General features: G+C 52.5%; 19 protein-coding genes and 1 pseudogene. 3 read left to right on the top strand and 17 right to left on the bottom strand.

Features of this window, described 5'->3' with window-relative positions; all coding sequences use genetic code 11:
- Window position 1: 1 nt before the first annotated feature.
- The 7 genes and pseudogenes from ACZ5DH_RS00155 to ACZ5DH_RS00125 all read right to left on the bottom strand — a co-directional run.
- Window positions 2–250, bottom strand: a pseudogene (locus ACZ5DH_RS00155) (plasmid mobilization protein); the annotation flags it as partial.
- Window positions 141–794: a lytic transglycosylase domain-containing protein gene (locus ACZ5DH_RS00150; protein WP_464255161.1), complete on the bottom strand. Its 654-nt coding sequence runs from the start codon at window positions 792–794 to the stop codon at window positions 141–143. The pseudogene ACZ5DH_RS00155 and the gene ACZ5DH_RS00150, both read right to left, overlap by 110 nt.
- Window positions 795–1,099: 305 nt before the next feature.
- Window positions 1,100–2,029: a DUF3841 domain-containing protein gene (locus tag ACZ5DH_RS00145; RefSeq protein WP_464255160.1), complete on the bottom strand. Its 930-nt coding sequence runs from the start codon at window positions 2,027–2,029 to the stop codon at window positions 1,100–1,102.
- Window positions 2,030–2,325: 296 nt separating this feature from the next.
- Window positions 2,326–3,111, bottom strand: coding sequence for a hypothetical protein (locus ACZ5DH_RS00140; protein WP_464255159.1), 786 nt, complete (start codon window positions 3,109–3,111; stop codon window positions 2,326–2,328).
- 6 nt (window positions 3,112–3,117) lie between these two features.
- Window positions 3,118–3,336, bottom strand: coding sequence for a helix-turn-helix domain-containing protein (locus tag ACZ5DH_RS00135; RefSeq protein ID WP_464255158.1), 219 nt, complete (start codon window positions 3,334–3,336; stop codon window positions 3,118–3,120).
- A 215-nt stretch (window positions 3,337–3,551) separates the two neighbouring features.
- Entirely contained in the window at window positions 3,552–4,325 is a 774-nt protein-coding gene (locus tag ACZ5DH_RS00130) for a metallophosphoesterase (protein ID WP_464255157.1), read from the bottom strand.
- A 21-nt stretch (window positions 4,326–4,346) separates the two neighbouring features.
- On the bottom strand, window positions 4,347–5,459 hold the full coding sequence (locus ACZ5DH_RS00125) for a hypothetical protein (RefSeq protein ID WP_464255156.1): 1,113 nt from the start codon (window positions 5,457–5,459) through the stop codon (window positions 4,347–4,349).
- A 91-nt stretch (window positions 5,460–5,550) separates the two neighbouring features.
- Between ACZ5DH_RS00125 and ACZ5DH_RS00120 the strand changes: the two genes are divergently transcribed.
- The gene (locus tag ACZ5DH_RS00120; RefSeq protein ID WP_464255155.1) at window positions 5,551–5,973 is read left to right on the top strand and encodes a VpaChn25_0724 family phage protein; all 423 of its coding nucleotides are present in this window, start codon (window positions 5,551–5,553) and stop codon (window positions 5,971–5,973) included.
- 17 nt (window positions 5,974–5,990) lie between these two features.
- On the opposite strand, the gene ACZ5DH_RS00115 is transcribed toward ACZ5DH_RS00120, so the two are convergent.
- The 5 genes from ACZ5DH_RS00115 to ACZ5DH_RS00095 form a co-directional block, all read right to left on the bottom strand.
- Window positions 5,991–6,431: a hypothetical protein gene (locus tag ACZ5DH_RS00115; protein ID WP_464255154.1), complete on the bottom strand. Its 441-nt coding sequence runs from the start codon at window positions 6,429–6,431 to the stop codon at window positions 5,991–5,993.
- A gap of 1 nt (window position 6,432) precedes the next feature.
- Window positions 6,433–6,759: a hypothetical protein gene (locus tag ACZ5DH_RS00110; RefSeq protein ID WP_464255153.1), complete on the bottom strand. Its 327-nt coding sequence runs from the start codon at window positions 6,757–6,759 to the stop codon at window positions 6,433–6,435.
- Between the two features lie 12 nt (window positions 6,760–6,771).
- Window positions 6,772–7,080, bottom strand: a complete 309-nt coding sequence (locus ACZ5DH_RS00105; protein ID WP_464255152.1) for a type II toxin-antitoxin system RelE/ParE family toxin — start codon at window positions 7,078–7,080, stop codon at window positions 6,772–6,774.
- Entirely contained in the window at window positions 7,068–7,361 is a 294-nt protein-coding gene (locus tag ACZ5DH_RS00100) for a CopG family ribbon-helix-helix protein (protein ID WP_464255151.1), read from the bottom strand. Before ACZ5DH_RS00100 ends, ACZ5DH_RS00105 begins: the two co-directional genes overlap by 13 nt.
- Before the next feature lie 705 nt (window positions 7,362–8,066).
- Window positions 8,067–8,390 carry a Shedu immune nuclease family protein gene (locus tag ACZ5DH_RS00095; RefSeq protein ID WP_464255150.1) on the bottom strand — a complete coding sequence of 108 codons (324 nt, stop codon included), beginning with the start codon at window positions 8,388–8,390 and terminating at the stop codon, window positions 8,067–8,069.
- 828 nt (window positions 8,391–9,218) lie between these two features.
- Between ACZ5DH_RS00095 and ACZ5DH_RS00090 the strand changes: the two genes are divergently transcribed.
- Together ACZ5DH_RS00090 and cueO are read left to right on the top strand one after the other, a co-directional pair.
- Window positions 9,219–9,503, top strand: coding sequence for a helix-turn-helix domain-containing protein (locus ACZ5DH_RS00090; RefSeq protein ID WP_464255149.1), 285 nt, complete (start codon window positions 9,219–9,221; stop codon window positions 9,501–9,503).
- A 425-nt stretch (window positions 9,504–9,928) separates the two neighbouring features.
- The gene (cueO, locus tag ACZ5DH_RS00085; RefSeq protein WP_464255148.1) at window positions 9,929–11,665 is read left to right on the top strand and encodes a multicopper oxidase CueO; all 1,737 of its coding nucleotides are present in this window, start codon (window positions 9,929–9,931) and stop codon (window positions 11,663–11,665) included.
- A gap of 168 nt (window positions 11,666–11,833) precedes the next feature.
- Here cueO and ACZ5DH_RS00080 read toward each other — a convergent pair whose 3' ends face one another.
- From ACZ5DH_RS00080 to ACZ5DH_RS00060, 5 genes are all read right to left on the bottom strand, one after another.
- A complete protein-coding gene (locus tag ACZ5DH_RS00080; protein ID WP_464255147.1) occupies window positions 11,834–12,634 on the bottom strand; it encodes an ATP-binding protein in 801 nt (266 codons plus the stop codon).
- Between the two features lie 115 nt (window positions 12,635–12,749).
- Window positions 12,750–14,645 carry an anaerobic carbon-monoxide dehydrogenase catalytic subunit gene (cooS, locus tag ACZ5DH_RS00075; protein ID WP_464255146.1) on the bottom strand — a complete coding sequence of 632 codons (1,896 nt, stop codon included), beginning with the start codon at window positions 14,643–14,645 and terminating at the stop codon, window positions 12,750–12,752.
- Window positions 14,646–14,926: 281 nt separating this feature from the next.
- Window positions 14,927–15,610, bottom strand: a complete 684-nt coding sequence (locus ACZ5DH_RS00070; protein ID WP_464255145.1) for a Crp/Fnr family transcriptional regulator — start codon at window positions 15,608–15,610, stop codon at window positions 14,927–14,929.
- A gap of 309 nt (window positions 15,611–15,919) precedes the next feature.
- Entirely contained in the window at window positions 15,920–17,542 is a 1,623-nt protein-coding gene (locus ACZ5DH_RS00065) for a sigma-54-dependent Fis family transcriptional regulator (protein WP_464255144.1), read from the bottom strand.
- Window positions 17,543–18,748: 1,206 nt separating this feature from the next.
- Complete coding sequence (locus ACZ5DH_RS00060) at window positions 18,749–19,630, bottom strand: hypothetical protein (protein WP_464255143.1); 882 nt, start codon at window positions 19,628–19,630, stop codon at window positions 18,749–18,751.
- Between the last annotated feature and the right edge of the window lie 951 nt (window positions 19,631–20,581).

Raw genomic sequence — 20,581 nt, 5'->3', positions numbered from 1 at the left:
CTTAGTGTACCCTGTTCACGGCTGCCTGTATTTCTCGCTGCCGAGCGTCCAGCTCATGGAGCAGTTTGTGGATGCTGTGCCGGTCCGCACCATTGGCCAGAGCCTGTTTGAGCAGACCGCCAAGACGTCCAAGGTCGCCCTTAAGGCGTCGTAACTCCAGCCGGAACTCCTCGTGCTCCAGACTTGGCACCGGAAACCCTAGGCACACTCTTTTGCTGAAGGTCGAAAGTGATAACCCGGCCCTGGCTGCTGATGTCTGGATTACGCCAAACTCCTCCGGCGAGAGGTAAATTTTGAGAACCTGCTTTTTGCTGGGCATGTGAAGCCTCCTTGGGAATGGAGGCGCTCTGGCCCGCGTAATGACGGTAAATGTGCCAGGCATACTGCCTGCCGCGTTCCGTATCCGGGGAGTGATATTTGCCGACAGCCTGCCAGTTGAAGCCGTGCCGGGTTATTTCTTGTACTAAAATCCATCTGCCCCAGGCTTCGTTGGTGGCAGGATCAAGCAGAGATTCTGGAGGAATGCCGTAGCGCTCCATCCACCAGGAGTTTATCTGCATCAGGCCCACATCAAATGACTTACCCGCTGTTATGGCCTGCCGGATGATTTGCTCCGCTTCTTCCCGCGTGGCCGGGGAATAGCTTTTGCCAGCCACATTGACGGCCAGCGGATTCAAACCGGACTCCTGCCGGGCAATGGCTTCAACCAATGATGACGGAGGCTCCTGAGCCTGAGATGTGTTCGCGGGAAGCAGCCAAAAGACTGCTAACAAGAGTGCTGCTATTTCTTTCATGGAGTGCAATCTCTTCTGTTTTTACGTTGAGCGGAACGCGAATAAGTGGCCCCGCAGGGCAGGACGGGAGGAGAACACCCCAAAGGTGGGCCTACCTCCCTTGTCCTGTCCTAAGAAGTGATTGCAGTATATCACGCGATATTGAAAAAAATTTTGGCAAGCCCTGTGATTTCAATATGTTTTAGATTGCGACAACATATTTTATGAGTGATTGAAAGGCGTTCACAATGCTGCAAGGTGATGCAACATGCTGCAAGGCTTTTCATGATGCAGAAGGGAAAACAAGTATGGAAGAAAGTTCTGACTCATCTGGCGGTAAACCAACGCTCGGCCTTAACCATGGTTTTTTCTAGCGTCCAAAAACAGGCTTGGATGTAATTATGGCGAGCTGCAGGATTACCTCCCCATTGAGGATCGACTGATCGTCCTGGAATGAATATCTTTTCCCACGAGGCTCTCATTGCGGTGTTGTATTGCTCTGCAGGCCATACTTTTTCCAGAGCGTTCCAGTGCTCCCACTCTATCTCATTGTCTGTGCAAGGGCCGTTATTCAGAACTATATGCCATTCATCATAGTCAGAAAGCAGCACCTCTGAGGACGGAAGCTGAATGGTCAACATGACCATTCGTTTTCCTTTGGTGCCAATTCCACCACAACGCAAATCGGGCGGTTGTTTACCGCCATGAGTGTACCAGGCCCAAACAGGATATTTTCCCGCATTGGCAGGTTTAGGGGGTAACCGTTGCTCCATTTGTTCCGTCATCCACTGGTAAGGCTGCCATTCCATATCGCGGAGCCAGCGCTCTGCCCGCCTGCCGTCCCCGTTCAGATAGCCGCGCTGTTGCAGCGCTGTATAGGCCGCCTGATCACACACGTGGTACAAGGTAATCAGTGTATTAGGTCTAGAGGCATGGAACTCGTGCTGCATGGAAACAGCCAGCTTTGGCGGCAGTTCACGTCCTGCTATGGCGCGGAGCCAGCGTACGCACTCTGCCATGTCAGAGCATCTGGCACTATGTGAACCAATCTCAAAATCAGCCAAGCCATGCTTCTTGATAGCGGTGGCACTTAAATCATGCGTACTGATACGGATGCGCAATGGCTGCGCCAATGCAGGCGCATACCACAATGTAAGATACATGCTTTCGGAAATACCACTGGCATGTTGCTCAACAGTGAAACCGAGCCCTTCAGCATAACGGGCAATTTTTCTGGCAATGGCTTGTGTGCTCATGGCGCAACTTTATCATGTGCTTACAAATATGCAAAGAAGGCCAGATGGTTCAGTAGGTTCCATTCTTTAATTTTTGCCTTTTGGGGATTTATGCGCGACATTTGTGGGCTGACCATGCGACACGTATACAATTCAGATGAGGCGCTGAGTGCTCTCAGTTTTAGACGCAAAAATTGATGATTCGTTGTTGGATTTACTTGGACGGATGAGCCGAGTGCTTCAGAAAACAATATATCGTCGAGTCACAGAAACAAAAAAGTCCCCGAAGGGGCCTGATAGTTCCAAGAAACGGTTTGTTATCGCCGCCTGTATTCCTGTCCCGGACTGTAGCCAGGTGGGTAACCCATGGCCTCGTTGGTTCGTCGTTGGGCTTCATCCACCTCCAGGCCGGAGAGGACAAAATCTGCCCAGCGCTTGTTCCAGGCAAGGCGTTGTTGCTCCTGATTACGAGAAGGTTGAACGGTGTGAAAGCCCTTTCCCGGTCCGGAGACAAGGCGGCGCATGAAGTCGGCCAGTTTTCGGTTGGTCTTTTGTGCTCTGCGGCGTAAGCGTTCAGATGCTCTGGCGCGTTCACGGCGAAGCATCGGCCCCAAGCCAAGGCACTCGAACAGTGCCTCTGTCACGATGCGTATGGCCCTGCAGCCGAAATACGCCCCTTCCTCATTTTGTCTACGCGGTTGTTTCACCCGCATGAATCCAGCTTCTTTGAGCAGTGCTATAGCCCGTTCGCAACGGCGCTGGCCCATGCCGGAATCGTGAACAATGGTGCGCATGTTTATATCAATGAAACCATTGGCCGGTGTAGGTGTGCCAAGGCACATGGAGGCAAGATCCAGGTGCCGGAAGATAACCTCCAACACAATCTGGCAGGCCTCCCGGCGTTCACTGCGTACTTGTCTGCCCGTACCGTGCAGTTGGGGACACTTAGCGGGATAGAAATACCATGCCTTGGCGCGTTCCGCCGCTAGGGAAAGAATGCGCGGCAGACCACCTTTGCCCTTGGGGATAGGGGCAACAGCGGATAGTTGGGGCCTTTTGGGGTCATGCCCGCAACGATTGCCGGAAGGCACGACGGAAAGCATGGACGATCAGACTTGTTCCAGAGATTTCAGGAATTCGTCCAGAGCAACCCGGTCGTATACAATACGGCTGCCTATGCGTGAAAAAGGAATATTCGGGTTTTTCGTTTGACGGGCTTTATTGAGGAAATCCGTGGAAACACGCAGATATTGCGCGGCTTCTTCAACACGCATCCAACGCAGGGGAACATTTATAGGATTTTCCTTTTTTATTGTTTGTGATGTCATTTTTGATTCCTCCATGTAATAGCAAAAGAAACAAGACTATTCATGAAGAAATCATAGCATGGATTTTTTAGGAATTTCCTTGACGGAACGAGTGTGCAACCCCCTGCAACTTGCTGCACCCTGCAACAACTAAAATTTTACAGTTATTTCCCTTGACGGATTTTTAAAAAGAAGGAAATTCCGTTAAAAATATTTTATCTGGTAAGCCACACAAATTACGCGAGCACTACTGGACACCCATATTCGTCAAACGTCTCAGCGCATTCGTATGTGCCATCTCTCTGAGGATATCCTAACTGGTTAGAGATTATTCTTGTCTTGCCAATAAGTTGTATGTCGCATTCATGACTGTGCCCATAAACCCAAAGCGCTGGAGCGTATTTTTCAATCAGCGGCAACATATCGTAGGCTATGAAAGCAGGCTGTAATGGGCTGCCCAAGTGCTGAGATTTGTTATTAGCAACTGGGGCATGATGCGTGACCACGACTCGTGGACCAGGGAGATCTATTTCAAACCACATTTTCAATCTGGCAATAAACTCCTGGTGCTGTTCGATACTATCCTTTGGCGCAAAGCGACTTTTTCCAACTCTTATTAATCGAAAGTCGTTCATGTGCTTGGCCGCATATTGCATTGCCAAGGAGTCACCCGCCTGAAAATCAGTCCACATGGTACCGGCGAAAAAATTGACTCCACCAATCGAGATAGGCTCGTTGCACAGAAAACTGACTTGAGGTAGCTCCGCAGAAAGCCAAGCCCTGAAGGTACTGTGGTGTTCGTGCATGGAGGAGTTGGTATAATACTCATGATTTCCGGGAATAAAGATCACTGGCTTTTCCCAATTTGCCAGCAAACGCTTGAGTGGCGTGAAGTCGTTAAACAAAATAATATCACCAGCCAGCAGGATAATATCGGCATCAAGAGCTGGGGGCAGGCACCAGTCATGTTTGAATTCAAGGTGCAGGTCGCTGTAGCTGGCAATTTTCATGGTGTGTATCTCGCAAAGATATTAATCGTTTTCGCCTTCTTTGAAGTTTTTCTGAAGCACATATGTATTGATATACGCCTTTACCGGATCATAGTTTTTAGCACGACACTCAAGCCACGCGAGCCATTCAGCGGCTTTTCCTTCCGGCTCTCTACCTGTTGCGTTGGCGATACCTTTGCGGAGAGCGTGAATGTACCTGCCTAGCGTTTCAGTATACCTGAAGTTTGTCAGTTGACGTTCGAGAGCTTTTTCCTTCTGTTCTTCTTCGCGGCGAAGCTGAGCTTCTTCCTCGCGCTGACGCCTCCATTCCTCCCATTCCAGATGTCTTTGGCGCAGCGCTATTGCGTTCTTATGGACACAAATGACAAAATCTCCCAGTGCCTTTTCAAGTGGGCGCTTGTCGGTATCTCGCCAGCGAGATCTTACGCCAGTGTTTCCGCCCAACTCTAGATGTAGCTTGCCAGATGGAATATAGTCTGTCCGGTGAGTATGTCCAACACTGATAGAGAAACGATCTTTTATAGGGTCAAGCGCTATTTGCTCTTTCTTTAAAGCCTCCCGTATTGAAAATTCAATATTCTCGCCATTGCTTGCTATTATACAGGTTACTCCACTTTTATTAATAATTACCTGCAAGCCCTCACGCTCCAGAGTCTTGATAACCGCGTCCATAACGCACAACGCACGTTCAAATGTGTTCCGGGTTGTATGAATGCTTAGGCATCGTATATTTTCTTGAAACATGACAAAAGCCGCTTCTTTTTTATCAAACCGTGCATGCTTTCGCGTTATTTCCACAAGAGGGTGCGCATTAGACAAGGAATCTGGGACTATCAGCTCGCTGGAGCGTGGGGTGCTCTCTAAAGGAATTTTTATTGTCTCGGTTTTGGTGATACGGATAACGTGGTTACGGCTTGCCGATTTTGGCAATGGTGGTGTCTTTATTTTTTGTCCGGAGTGCAGTCTTGCCCAGTACCCTCGTTCCGGCCTGGGGATATTGTTGCGCTTGCATATTTTAGCAAGACCCACATCCGAAATGCCAAATTCTTTTGACAAAGTATGAATCGGCTTTTCCCAGATTAATTGATATAATTCTTCAACGCTGACATCTGTCCAGCCATCACCCTTATTCATGGTAAACCTCGATATTCTGAAGATGGCAGTTAATATAGAGTGAGCCGATTACATTGTACTAAAAGTTATAAGAAGCAAAAACAGGTATTTTATGAAGAAAAATAATGAATTATGTAGTGACATCGAATATTGCACGCAAAGTAATACAGAAGCCATGACTTCTCTTGGTGACGATCCAAGACAACATTTTTTAACACCCATTCTTCAAGAAGACAGGCGTTTGATGACGTTATTTTTTCTGATGAAAGTGGGAGGGTATCAGACAAACGATCATGTGCTCTATGATGCGCTTGAGCTAATTGGGCATTGCGTTAGCTGGGATATTTTACATTCCGAATTAGCTTGGCTGGATCAACAAGGGATTGTTAGGCTTCGCGATGCCGATTCTGATATAAAGGTGATCGAATTGACAAGAAGCGGTATGGATGTAGCCAAAGGACGGAAGCTCATAGATGGAGTTCGGAGGCCACATCCAGAAGAAGTGAACAATTGGAAGTTTGATGAGTTGGCGTGAATAGATGCTTACTTGAGTTACTCATCTGCCGGATACGATGTAAAATCAACACTATAAATTGCGGCAGAACCTCTAAATAATTCTTTGCCAAACGCCCTTATATACTTGAAAGTGCCGTCTTTGATGTAATCGCAAACAGTAAAAAAGTCGTTCTTTTTTAGCCAGATACTCAACTCTGCTTTGCCTTTGCGTTTTTCTAAAAAACCGCCTCCAGCGCTACCGTCCTGATCCGTTTCCCGTAGTGTAATCGTCACGGGAGTCCTCAAAGCAAGTTTCGGTGTCCAACTGGTACTGACGATACCTTCAAACGTAAGAGTACAAAAGTCTTGCAGAGGCATCTTGTTGTTAAGGGCTTGCTCTCCCTTTGAAGAGTGAAAAGAAAAATAGGCTTCAACTACAACGGGACTGAGCTCAATCCAATACTCGGAAGTAGGTATTATTGATGCTTTTTTGGGCATACTATTTCCCCATAAATTTATGGCGTAATCTCGCTTCCAGGGCTTTGCGTTCCTTGCGGCCACGGCCTTGCCTGCGGGCGAAACGTCGGGCCATTCTTTTCTGCCTGTCGGCAGACCAATACAGATGCCCGTCTTTGCCCATGCACCAAACATCACTCAATTGTTTCACGGATTCTGGAAGGGTACCATCTTCGTCGTTCAGCGGAGTGGATGCCAAAGCCGTGCGTTGATGAGCACGCCAGCGACGGTGCCAGATTTGCTTGTCATCGCGCTCGCTACGGCAGGTGGTGATACCCCTTATTGGTGTTTTACGGGTGCTGCGGCTCATGGTGCTACCTCATTATATGCCCGGCTCGTAATAACCGGCTTCTTTCTGATGTTTCAGCGCCAGAATGTAAACCGAGTTGCCCAGCACTTCGTAGACCAGTACATATCCGGCACCACCAAATGGGATGAGCAACTCCCGGTATTCCGGTTCCATGTCATCGGCAGGACGGCCAGCGTTGGGGAACTGCTCAAGGAGCAGCACTTTTTCCCGAATGGCCTTGATTGCGCCGATTGCGGCCTCTTCGCTTTTGCCCGCCAGGAACAGGTAGGCTTTTTCCAGCCCGGCAGTGGCGTTATCCGTCCAATGAACTAGATATGGCATTTGGGCATGGGCACCTTTTCGCCCTGAATAATCTTATCCATCCATTCGACAACTTCGGCGTTTGTCAGATGCAGGCCTGTCTGCATATAATGCTCGTGTGCGGCTCTGGCTTCCTGGCGTAAGGCCTCTCGCTTTTCTTCGCGGTCTACATAATTTTCTATGGCTTGGAGCATAATGGCGTGCGCGGACTGGTTCCGTGCGTCGGCAAGGTTTTTTATCCGCTCACGTAGAGGGTTGGGGAGTTTTACAGAAGCAGGTGTTGTTGCTATATTTTGTTGCATGGCTTGTACCTCTGAGTAGAACTATTAACTACTTTACACTACCTGTCAATACCAAGCGCTTGCAGCAAGACAATGCGAGGGTTGTTTAGCTTTGCGTGGCAAGGAGTTATAGTTTTTCATGCCTCATAATGAAGATGGTCTTCACAGGGCAGTAAAATATTTCTTTGGATGACTTAAAACACGCAAATCCTTGTGTGGCGGGATTCGAACCCACACACTCAAAAGTTTTGTGCATACTTTTGGGTATAAAAAAGAATATTTTGAAAATAAAAAATATTTTTAATAACTATTTTAAGTTGTTATGTCACCAATTTGAATCCCACCCTCTCCGCCATAATCAGACAACTTCAGGCTGCTATGCTTAACCGCATGACAGCCTATTTTTTATGGCTTGAGACTTGTGGTTCGATTTGTGGTTCGATAAAAACCAGCCCGGAATTTCTTGCGATGCGGATGTTCACGATTTTTTTTAGAAAGTACAAAAATATAGGCATACTGTGCCTATGCCGACATTCACAAAAAAATGAAAAAATAGCAGAAAAACAGGCACAGACTAAGGATGAGGAGCTAGAGTACGTTTGAAAAATAAAAGGTGGGAAGCTCTCATCCGTGACAATGCAACAGCGCCATTCAATAATTGATAAAAATACTCATTTCTATGAGCTAAGCATAACGAAAAAACAATGTCAGTCTGAGTTCCTCACACTAGTAGGTTCTATTGCCTATTATACATTTAGCATACTCATAGAGTTTATCGTAATGCAAAAGCAGGATTTCATTTTCACGCATTTCTCTATACGTTTCTTTTGAAAGGTCATCACGACGGCCACATACTACTATATAATGAAATCGTGTTGAATCATAATCTGTATATTCGTCTGGAAATGACATTGATTTATTGCGCCATTTATCAAGTTCGCTACGAAATAAAGAATAATTGCTCTCTATTACGTCTCCAACTTTTAACCTGCGCGATCCCTTTCCTGAAAGCGTCTCCGAGTTGACCGCTTTTGGTAGTAATTCTCCCATATACGCTTTCTAACTCAACAAAAGCGAAAAAATGACCATCTGACCCTGTTCCCACAATTAGGTAATCCGCCTTGTAACTATTCCCTATGGCAAATTCAGGAAAAAGAAACGCACCATGGTGCCCAAAATTATATTTATATAGTAAACTTCCAATGATATGGTACGCCTTATTTTTTAATATAAAATTTGAAACATCTCTTTCTGTCGTCTGTTTATTATTAATCAGGGTTTCAAAATATTGATTTATGGTATCAAGAAGTTCTGCACACCTTAGTATTGAAGGATCCAAAAAGTTATTGGGAAAAAGGGTGCGATAGTATCGACACGCTTCTGGCAAATCAAAATAGTTAATTCTAGGCCTTCTCCAAAATTCATCTAATTCTTTTTCCGTTAATTCTCTATCTGGAAAGTCTTCGAAACCATTTTATTTTTTATATTTGGAGAGCTGAAGTTCTTCTTCAATGGGTTTACTTCCGTAAACTGAGCAATGTGCGCTGATGCTTCATCAGAAGCTGGGGCAAGATCTTTTGGGCCAAATCCTGTCAAAATCCATTCTGGATTAATCCCTTTAAAGCGTAGTAATTTGATAAGCTATTCTGCCGGAATGGCGTTGCGTCTTTTGGCGTCTGAAATTGCCGACTGCCTACTACCCAAGAACTTTGCCAATTCCACCTGAGTTCTGCATTCCGCCGATTTAAAAACGCGTGAAAACGCGCCATAATAGCCATCATGAAGCATCTTCTACCTCTGGAATTGAGATTTTTTCTTTTTAATATAGAGGCACCAATGCCTCTTTTAAATGGATAATTTCCAGAGTCTAATGAAATAATGGAACAAGATTTTTTATGTCAAAGCGTTGGGGCTATTATCAAGTCCGCACGCCTCCGCAAAGGCCTGACCCAATATCAACTGGCTGATGCCGCAGGTGTTGGCCGCCGATTCATTCAAGGCGTGGGAAACGGCCATCACGAAGCCAAGATCTCCACACTTTTTCATATGGCAAATGCCATGGAAGTTTCACCAATGGTTTTGGCTGGCGAGCTTGAGTATGCTATGCGCACGGGCAAATTGCCGGATTCCGTACTTGAAAATTTACCCGTGAAAAGGATTTGACGGCCACAAAAAAAACAAAGCTGTGCCCGACAGATAAAATACAAATTTTATGTTGAGCCAGTAACGAACATCCAGATTTTGTCTCGTCAAGCAACTCAAGCCTCATGTCCTCCCTCAACTCTCACCGTAAAATCAGATACTTCGTTGCACGTAAGCCAAGGTTTACCACCAAAATCTTATGCCAAGGCTCCAATGCCAATGCGCGGCCATTCCTCCAGTATCAGCAGATCGCTGCCTGTTTTTGACTTGCCCTTACCCTCGCTCTCGCCAACACACCCTGCCTCCATGTAGCATTACCGACATCTTGGTGCTAACATGTTCATAAGCATTGCCGCACCACAACGATGCGGCAAGCATTCATGCGAAATCCCATCATAAAGAAGCTCCTCTTTTCCCAAATTCACATATCAGCCAGGAGGCAGATTATGACGCGCCGCGATCTTATCAAACTCCTCAGCATATTGGGCGTCAGCAGCATGCTGCCCTTCGGCCCCAGCGCTTTTGCCGCCCCCCAGCCCTCGCTGCCCATTCCACCCCTGCTGCAACCAGACGCCAATGGCCGTATCCGCTTGAAAGTACAACAAGGGCAAAGCCAATGGGGCCATCACCCCACAATCACTTGGGGCTATAACGGCCCGTTGCTTGGCCCGGCCCTGTCCCTCCAGCGCGGACAGAAAGTGCGGATGGAAGTGGAAAACACCCTGAACGAAGACACGGTTGTGCATTGGCATGGGCTCAAAATTCCCGGCGTCGTCGATGGCGGGCCGCAGTCGCCCATTGCCCCCGGCGCACTCTGGAAGCCGGAATTTGTCATCGACCAGCCAGCAGCGACCTGCTGGTTTCATCCGCATCCGCACGCCAGAACGGGCCGCCAGGTGGCGATGGGACTTGCAGGACTGGTGCTCATCAATGACGACGAAAGCCAGCGCCTGCCCTTGCCAAAAAACTGGGGCGTGGACGACATTCCGGTTATCCTTCAGGACAAACGCCTGAACGCAGCCGGGCAGATCGACTACACAATGGACGACATCAACGCCGCCGTTGGCTGGTTTGGCGACCTTATGCTGACCAACGGCAGCCTGTACCCGCAACACGCCGCCCCGCGCGGCTGGCTGCGCCTGCGCTTGCTCAACGGCAGCAACGCCCGGTCCATGCGGTTGGCCGCCAGTGATGGCCGCCCCCTGTATGCCATTGCCAGTGACGGAGGTTTTCTTGCAGAACCCGTAAAACTTACGGAACTGCCTATCCTTATGGCCGAACGCTTTGAGGTGCTTGTTGATTTGCGCGACGGCAAAGCCTTTGACCTTGTAACCCTGCCAGTCAGGCAAATGGGCATGACCCTGCCGCCGTTTGACCGTCCCCTGCCCGTGCTGCGCGTACAGCCCACTGAAAGCAAAGGCCATACGGCGATGCCGGACCAGCTTGCCGCGCTGCCGCCCTTGCCAGGGCTTGAAGGCCTGCCCGTCAGAACGCTGAAACTTTCGATGGACCCCAGGCTCGACCAGAAGGGTATGGAGCAGTTGATGCAGCGGTATGGTCACGCGGCAATGGCCGGCATGAGCATGGACATGCACGGCGGAGCGATGGCGGCCCCTGATCCGCATTCGGGGCACGGATCAATGGACATGCCCGCTTCCGGACAGGGTATGGGGCACGACATGGGTCAGGGCACGGCTCAGAACATGAATCACGGTATGGGGCACAGCATGGGGCAAGGCCAAGATGCTGGCATGAATCACGGCATGCCCAACCAAGGAATGAACCATGGCGCAATGAATATGCACGCATCACAGCAAGCCTCTGGCCCCTTTGACCTCTGGCGCAGCAATTACATCAACGGCCAGGCCTTCATGATGGACAAGCCCATGTTTGACGTCAAAAAAGGGCAATACGAACGCTGGATTATCTCTGGCGTCGGCGACATGATGCTGCATCCCTTCCATATTCACGGCACGCAGTTTCGCATTTTGTCTGAAGATGGAACGCCGCCGCAAAAGCACCGTAGCGGATTCAAGGATATCGTCCGCGTCGAGGGCAAGGTGAGCGAGGTGCTGGTGCGCTTTGACCACCCTGCCCCCAGGGAACACGCCTACATGGCCCACTGCCATTTGCTTGAGCATGAAGACACCGGCATGATGCTGGCGTTCACGGTGAACGGCTAAACCCGCGGGCCGCGACGCACTGCATGGATGACATCGCGTTGCAGGCGATACTATAAAGGGAGGCCTCTTGCCTCCCTTCATAGTCCAGAGCGTACCTCGCTGCCACGAACCTTGACAATAATCTAACATCGCAACCCCGCAGCAGGGCAGCGCCGTTACCTTATTGTACTACTGCTCAAGCTCGCGCAGCAGATTTTCCATAAAGGCATCCAGCTTGTCCTGCGCTTCCTGGTCCAGACCCAGCACACTGGCGGAATGCAGCTGCTTTTCACTCAACTGCTCAATCACAGGCAGGGCAACACGGCGTTCCGGCAAATTTTCCAGAGCGGGAAGATTTCCGGCCTGCCCGGCTCTGGCCCGGTTAAGAATCAGTGTCTGCCTGTTCAGGCCCAGATCGGCAGCCATGCGCGCCACTTGCCCCGCTGTTTGCAGTGAACGCATGCTCGGCTCCGATACCACAAGCAGGTGGTCCACATGCGCCACCGTGCCGCGACCAAGATGCTCCACACCGGCTTCCATATCCACCAGAACCCAGTCATTGCGCTCCAGCACCAGATGCGCCAGCAAGGCCTTGAGCAGGGCGCTGGCTTCACAGGCGCAGCCGCCATTGGCCGAAGTAAGCGCCCCCATAACCAGCAGGCGTTTTTCGCCCACGGGCCTCTCGCTCAAGGGTGGCCCGCTGACCTTCAGAGGGGCGGAAAGTATTTCAGGCAAATCGCTGACATGCGGGTTCAGCATCATCATGCCGCCCTGCCCCGCTGGCCGTATGCGCTCCTGGACAAGCTCGGGACGCTGGCTCAGGGCAATGGGCATTGCGGCCATGTCCAGCCCGCAGGCCTGCCCAAGGGACAAAGCCGTATCCGCATCCACCAGCCACACGTTGTGCCCCTGGCGTGCGAGGTAATCGCCAAGCCAGGCCGTCATGGTGGTCTTGCCCACACCCCCCTTGCCGGAAACAGCAATCTTCATAACAACTCCTGAAACAGTTCGCCTTGAAAGAACCCGGGCGGATCGTCAACAGACATCCTGACCGTGGCGGCGAAAGTTCGCCACCTTCGCCGCCACGGCGGAATGCCAGAGTGTCCTACGCGTTCAGCCCGAGCGCCAGACGCTTGCTCGTGATGCGCTGGTTCAGCAGCCCTGCCGCCTTCACCGGATCAGGTTCCACCACAAAGGATGCGCCCACCAGACCTTCCAGACCGTTCAGGGCTATATCCGTCACCAGCTGCGAACCCAGAATATTGGGCGGCAAGCCCAGGTGCGTGTATACGCCGCTGGCCACGGCATACAGGCCAATGGCCGCCGCTTTTTCCGAGTACCATTCCGGCGCGGAAGCCACCACGGGCAGATCGGAAATATCCACGCCAAGGCTGTTGGCGATCAGCGCGCACAGCTGCATGATACGGGCGTTGTCCACACAGCTGCCCATATGCAGCACGGGCGGTATGCCCAGCGCGCCGCACAGGCTGCGCAGCCCCGGACCCGCCATTTCTGCCCCCTCGGGCATCAGCAGCCCGGCCTTGCCCGCCGCCGTCGTCACGCAGCCCGTAACAAGCACCATAATGTCGTTTTTGATGAGTTCCCTGATGATGCCCACATTGGACGAATCCTGCTTGATCTTGGGATTGTTGCAGCCCACCACCGCCGCAAAGCCGCGCACGGTTCCCGCCTTGACGGCGTCCAGCAGAGGTTCGAGCGAACCGCCCAGGGCTTCAAGAATGGCCTCGTTGGAAAATCCGGTCATGATGTCCACCGGTTCGACGGGAATATCCACCCGGCCGGGATCACGCTCGGCAAAAGCGTCAATGGCCATGTTCAGGATTTTGTGCGCCTCTTCGCGCGCGTTTTCCGGCGTAAAGTTCATGTGAATGGCCCCGGTAAAGCGGGCCTTGGCGGCAGTGTCAATGAAGCGGGTGTGGTAACAGGCCGAAATCTGCACAAGGCTCGGCATGATGCACTGGTAGTCCACCACCACGGCTTCCACCGCGCCGGTCACAATGGCCAGCTCGGTCATCAGGTGGTTGCCCGCCATAGGAATCCCCTGGCGCATGAGCAGCTCGTTGCCCGTACAACACAGCCCGGCCACGGTGATGCCTTCGGCTCCGGCCTTTTTGGCGCGTTCGACCATTTCCGGCTCGCGGGCGGCCATAAGTATCATTTCGGAAACAACCGGATTGTGCCCGTGTACCAGGATGTTGACGGTTTCCTTTTTGATGACGCCCAGGTTCACTGTGGATTTGCGCGGGGTGGGAGTGCCAAAAAGAATGTCGCACAGCTCGGTGGCGATCATCGATCCGGCCCATCCGTCGGACAAGGCGCAACGGGCTGCGTGCAGCATTGTGTTGGGAGCGTCGTTGTCACAGCCCATATGGGTGCGGTGCATCATTTCGGCAATTTCGCGATCAACGCCGCGCGGCGTAATATTCAGCTTGTCCCAGATTTCCTTACGCTTGGCAGGAACACGCGACACAAAGTTCACTGCTTTGCGTCTGCTGCCGAAATCACTGTAACAGGCGTCCACCACATCGGCGGCCACGTCGTTCATGGCCCGGCCTTCAACGGCTATACCCAGTTCCGCCGCGATGCGCAGCAGCTTGGCCGCATCGCGGATCTGGTAGTCTGCGGCCTTGCCTTCCACCACTGCCTCAAGGGTTTCTATGACGTCCCGGCCATGATCGGAATGCCCGGCAGAACCTCCGGCAATAAAGCGCCCGAAGTTGCGCGCCACAATGACATCCGCATCTGCCCCGCACACCCCGCGTGAAAGCTTGCCGCCGGGTTCGGCCTTGGCGCTGATGCGGCACGGCCCCATGACACAGTTACGGCAGGTTGTGCCGAGTTCGCAAAAACGGCAGTGCGGCGTCTGCTGCGCCAGCCTGTCCCATGCGGTTTCGACGCCGTCTTTGCGCGCCTTTTCCAGCATGCGTTTGGCGTCATCCCAAATGGACATTTCATTAATGTCCAACAGCTTGTCGTTCATAATGTCCTCGCTCGCGCTGAGTGTTGCTGCCTTCAGGCAGGGCACGCAGATGCATGCCTTTGATACCAACATAGCATTCAGCAAGGAATTCGTCTGTCAGCTACCCGACAAAGGGAGCAATCCTTTTCACGGGGCCGTCACGCCGCATCAACCGCAAAAATGATGTGACCACCCGCAGGGCTGCGAAACAAACACCCAGGAAACAGAATATGCGCGGCGTCATGCCGGGCGCCAATCCTTCGGACCGCCGGATATGCTGATACGTTCAGGGGTAGAAAGCGTTAATGCAGCAGTTCGCGCAAACGGCTTTCGTCCAGAATGCGATACAGGCCGCGCTGCTCTTTTTGCAGGATGCCCAGACGGGTAAAGTCGGTAAGCAGGGTGGAGATGGTCTGGCGTGACGTGCCGAGCGTTTGCGCCAGCATTTCGCCAGAGAGGGGCAGCCGGATAAGCCGCTCCTGTGAGCTGCCTTCATTTTCGTGGGCAAGGTCTATCAACAGCCGTGCCAGCCGCACAGTCACATCACGCAGGGCAAGGCCGTCGATAATGCTGAAGCAGCTTTTCAGCATACCGCCCAGCACCCGCACAATGGGCACGGTAAATTCGGGGATGGTCATCATACATCGGTTGAACGTCGGCGTATCAAGCAACAGAAGAACCGCGTCTTCCAGCACTTGCACAAAGGCGTTTGAATGGCTCACATAGAGGTCGCCGGGCTTGAGAAAAGCAATGGTGAATTCCCGATCGCCATAGGAAAGATATATACGCACCAGGCCGGATTTGACTATGAAGACAAAATTGCCCTTCTGCTGTTTGACCGGCTCCTGCTCCGCAAGGTCGTCGTCGTACTGGGGGGCAAAAATAATGGCCTGCCGGGCATAGCGTTTTTCATGAAAGGCAGACAGCAGGGTAGCCAGCTCCGGACGGGCCAGTTCGTCCAGCAGATTGATATTACTGAATTTCATGCAGCCCCCTTTTTCTTGGCCCCTGTTTGCCGCAAATCGGCACAGCCACGGTTTTCATACCGTACCTGAACCGGAGCAGTTTGCCGCCCCGCTCGCAACCAGAGGCGAGCAGACAATTCAATGCGGACACCAAGAGAATAGACCCTGCGCGAAGAGTGTCAACACAAAGGGGCATGTTGGCTTCTCTATGCCAACATGCCCCTTTGCGAGTAAATCCTGCAGTACGCCACGCCACGGAAATATTACGCTGACGGCGTATCCGGCGCCATGCCTGTACAGCAGCCATCCCGGCAATAATCCGCTCTGGCACTACGAGGCGCCGCGCGCCTCTGATCCGGGCGTCATCACTACCGCTCTTGAACCCGTTATGATAGTGGGCAGATATTTTTTGAAATCAATATCGTATTTTTTCATTTTATAATAAATAATACGGTATGTTATGTTCAAGTCACGCGCGGCCTGATGAATATTCCCCCCGGCCTTGGCCAGGGCGGCGGCAATGAGTTCGCGCTCCACATTGGCCACGGTTTCCGTCAGGCCCATAGTGCCCGTCGCCCAGATGGGCGTGCCGCTCTTTGCCCCCTGGAGCATGCCCGGCAAATGATGCGCGCGCAGCACGGCGTCGTCGCAGACAAGCACCGCCCTTTCCAGCACGTTTCGCAGTTCGCGCACGTTGCCGGGCCAGTGGTAGGCAAGCAGGAGATCAATGGCCGGGGTTGAGACGCGCCGCACAGGCCGCCCGTATTCCTTGCTGAACATCTCGATAAAATGCTCAACCATGGGCAGGATGTCTTCCGGCCTTTCCCGCAGGGGCGGAATGAACACAGGAAAGACATTGATGCGGTAATACAGGTCTTCACGAAACAGCCCCTGCTCCACCATATCTTCCAGCGGGCGGTTGGTGGCACAGACGAGGCGCACATCCACCTTGATGCGCCGCTCATCGCCCAGAGGCTGTATCTCGCCCTCCTGCAGGGCCCGCAGCACCTTGGCCTGGGCTATGGACGACAGATCGCCCACCTCATCCAGAAAAAGCGTGCCCCCATCCGCCTGACGGAACAGGCCCGCCCTGTTCTGCACGGCTCCGGTAAAGGCCCCTTTGCGCCAGCCGAGCAGTTCGCCTTCGATAAGTTTTGAGGGCAGGGCCGCGCAGTTGAGCATCACCAGCGGATGACTGCGCCGGGGGCTGGCCGCGTGCAGGGCCTGCGCCATGAGTTCCTTGCCCACGCCTGATTCGCCCCGCAGCAGCACCGTGGCCTTGCCCTCCCCGGCCTGCGTCAGACGACGCAATACGTGATGCATGCTTTTGGACCGGGCGATGATGGACGATGGCAATCCGCCGGCCACGGGTTTGTCGGCAAGTATGCAGGCGTGCCTTCTGCTCAGCTCTTCCTGCAACCAGGCCACCTGCCTGCCCACCAGAGTGGCCACCGTCTGCAAAAAACGGCAGCGCAGGTTCAGTTCGTCCTGGAGCGCTGTGGGCGTATCGGCACTGAGGATGCCCACAACCTCGGACTTGTCGCCGTTTTCCACATGCACAGGCACGCAGATAAAAGCCAGGCGGGTCATTTCTTCTTCACTGCGGCCGAACAGGCGGTTCTGAAAATCCGCCCGCCCGCGCATACAGGACACAATAATGGGACGCCCCTCGGCAAAGACCTGGCCCGTGATGCCCGACTCCGGCGCATAGACGGCCTCCGGCGCGTCGGCCTGGTCGTGGGACAGAGACAACCGTGGCTCGCCGCTGTCCGGGTTCTGCACCACGATGTGCGGCCTGTCGAAATGCATGTCTTCAGCAAGGGCCGCCAGAAGTTCCTGCAAGGATTTTTGAAAAGAGCGGCCGGGCGAAAGAGCAGTCAGCACCCGGTCAAGGGTGTCGAGACACTGCCCCGCATTCATAAACAACAGGGAGGATGGTGCGTTGCACTGCACGGTAGCCTCGCTTCCAGGATTGAACCGGAATTTCCGGTACGGGCGACATCCGCGCAAAAGGCGGAAACGGCATGACCGCCTGTCGGCGAAACATGCAACGCACGGCAACAGGCATGCCCGCCTGCTGTTGCCGGACTGAACCCTGGGGGGAGGTGGAGCCGAAAAGCTCCATAGGTACAGCGACATCTCGGAATTGCAGCATGGCCCTCGCGGCCAGCCGAAGACTGCCCACAAGAGGCTGATCTCTTTGCTCCCCGCAATATATCCACAGGCCGGCCTGACGTCAAAAAAAATCCGCATGCGCAATCCGGCGCGCGCGGTCCCCTCCCTCGTGTCCGGCACTCGGGGTCGCCTTCCGCCAAGCGCTTTTGCGGCGGGCACTGCGCCAGCGTCACGCTCTGGCCCGGCGAGACATGGAATATCTCCACCCCTGTGGAGCCGCTGCCCATACGGTATGGCGGCGCTTTTTATGAGGACGGTTACGTGCGGAGATGCGAACCGGCCTGACGGGTCAGCGTTCCCACGGCTCTGGGGGACATCCGCGCCTTTGCCCCCGAGGCTCAGGGCGTTTGCGGCGACGTCAACTCGCTAACGTTCGCCCGCCCCGAAACGTTTTGGGCGCAAGCCGACGCCGGCGGGCCTTCCGACACGGCAGACGCCCAAGGAGTGCTCTTGCCCGGGCAGACAAGGCGCAATCCCGGCCCGGTACTGCCCCTCAGCACGGTCAACGCGGCGCTGCACTGCATCCGTGAGGGCCGTACGCTGATTGTACATCCCCGCGAAAACAGATCAGCTGACGGGTATGGGCACAACCATTGTGCCCCTGCACCTCGGCTTTGGCCCGGACGGGCTGCTCACAATTGACGATGGTCTTGAAGAATATGCGTTTGCAGTGGAGGAGGTGCAGGGCCGACCCCATATCAGCCTGCCGGATATGCGCGCAGACCGGCAGGAGACCCTGTCAACGCCCGGCGGTAGAGGGCCTTGGGGGCGCGTGAATACCTTGTTTTGCGTCTGTCCGCGCGCACGCGGCAGCGTCATGAAGGTGCAATCTTTAAAGAGGTTAATGAATCGTCTGTCCGCGCGCACGCGGCAGCGTCTTTTGCCCCGGGCGCGGAGCCGCCAACGCTACACGCCTGCGCCGGGGCGTGACGGGCAGGCTGGCGGCAGCCGCCGGGGCAGCTTCAGGAGCAAGCCACCCCAGGCTCAGATATACAGCCACTCATCGTCCTTCGCTTCGCCTTCATACCGTCTGAGGTACGTGCGCAGACGCGACGATCCGCTGCCTGATATCTTATTCCAGGTGAGGCGGTTTGAAGGGTTTTCACAATCCAGTTCATACACAAAATTGACGCGCACAGCCAGGGCGTTTGGCTGCATCTCGCGCAGGTACCCCAATTTTTTGCCCAAAAAAATATAGGGTAACTCGTTGGGCGCATCCGCCGCCGCAATCATGTACAGCAGAATGTCCGGCTCACCCGATATGCTTTTGATTTCCGGTTCATCGGGAACCCACAGGCATGCGCCACTGGCCGAAATGTTTACAATGGGCGTTCCGGCAGCCCCCGTACCGCGGTGCGTTTGCAGCAGATTTTTCAGGTCGCAGCCATACTCCGGCGTTCGGGATACACGCAACGCTCCAGATACGCGGCAGTAGTGCTCGCTCCACTCTATTCTTTTGTCGCGGCGCATGCGTCTGACAAAGCACTTGCTGCCCAAAAGCAAATGCACCTGGCTGACCTCACCCTGGCCGTTTTTGGTTACGCCAAGTACCCGGCCCTCCCCCCTGTAGCCCAGCCTTTCCAGTCCGTTTTGGGGGTCCCTCTTGTCCAGGCAGAAAAAGAAATCGCAGACATACTGGTAAATCTTGCAACTCCGGGACAGCACCTCCGCCTGCAGCACCACAAGGGTCGCCTCTCTGCCGGAAACATTGCGCAGCCGTCCGTAAAGGAGCACGTCCTTCGGTGCGCCCTTCCAGGGGATACAGCAGACCACCTTGACAAATGCCCTATGTCTTTGGGCGGTTGCAAAGGCTTCATGATTGTCCGCGTTCCAGATACAGCAAATATCGTCGATCGCTAGCCGCATGACCGCCCGTGCTTTTTGTTTTTGCGTTGCATAACTACCATGATAAAAAATCTATACGCTCGTATACGCCGTATTCATTGCGGCATATCTGTATCATAGCTCATGGTATGACGAGTGCTTTCCGTCAACGACAGTCCCGCAAGTTCCCATCCTGATTGATTAATCAACATTATTCAGAGCACAATATTGCATCTGAAAAATATCAGACCGGGATATGGTCAAGTACACCAGTAAATGAGAGTACTTTGAATACATTCCAAAATATTGCAGTTCGCCCTTTATAAAGCATAAGGGCAGAACGCGCTTGCGTCTTAACGCGGCGCGTTTACTCATGACGCAGCAGAGCAAGATAGCGTAAAATATATCCGCCGCGTCTACAGCAGCGCTCTGATCAAAGCGCATCCCCGTGTGCAATGCCCAAGGGCAAACTTTATCCTTTATGACAAGCACTCAATAATACAAAATAATATGACCGCATAATTCATGCCGTGCTCTATAATACTCAAAATTATTATACGTATATTTATAAAAATTTTTAACAAAAAAAACAAGCAACAAAATTGATACTACTCTTAAGCCCTCATTGTTTTGCTTGTGCTTTTTCATTTTTTAATGCCATCATCTATTTCCGTCAATGATAAAACAACACACCCCTCATTTGTCAATTCAATCAGACCTCAGAACACAAAACCAGTTTCCCCCTCATCTTCCCTGATACAGTATTTCGAATTTCCGGTTTTCGAGCCGACCCCATATCTGGCCGGATATCCCCGTGGATCACGGTTTTCTGACTTTGCGGGTACTTTTTTATGTAAAGATAAGAGATCACATAGACGCAGAAAGTATGATTAAAAATCATTATCAGATCAATATATCTATTTTTCCGACCATTACAGGAATAACATGCATTTTTTCAAACGATTACCAAGCTAAAAGCAATATTCCCACCAT

Source organism: Desulfovibrio simplex (assembly GCF_055387835.1).
This window is presented reverse-complemented; position numbering and strand designations above follow the sequence as displayed.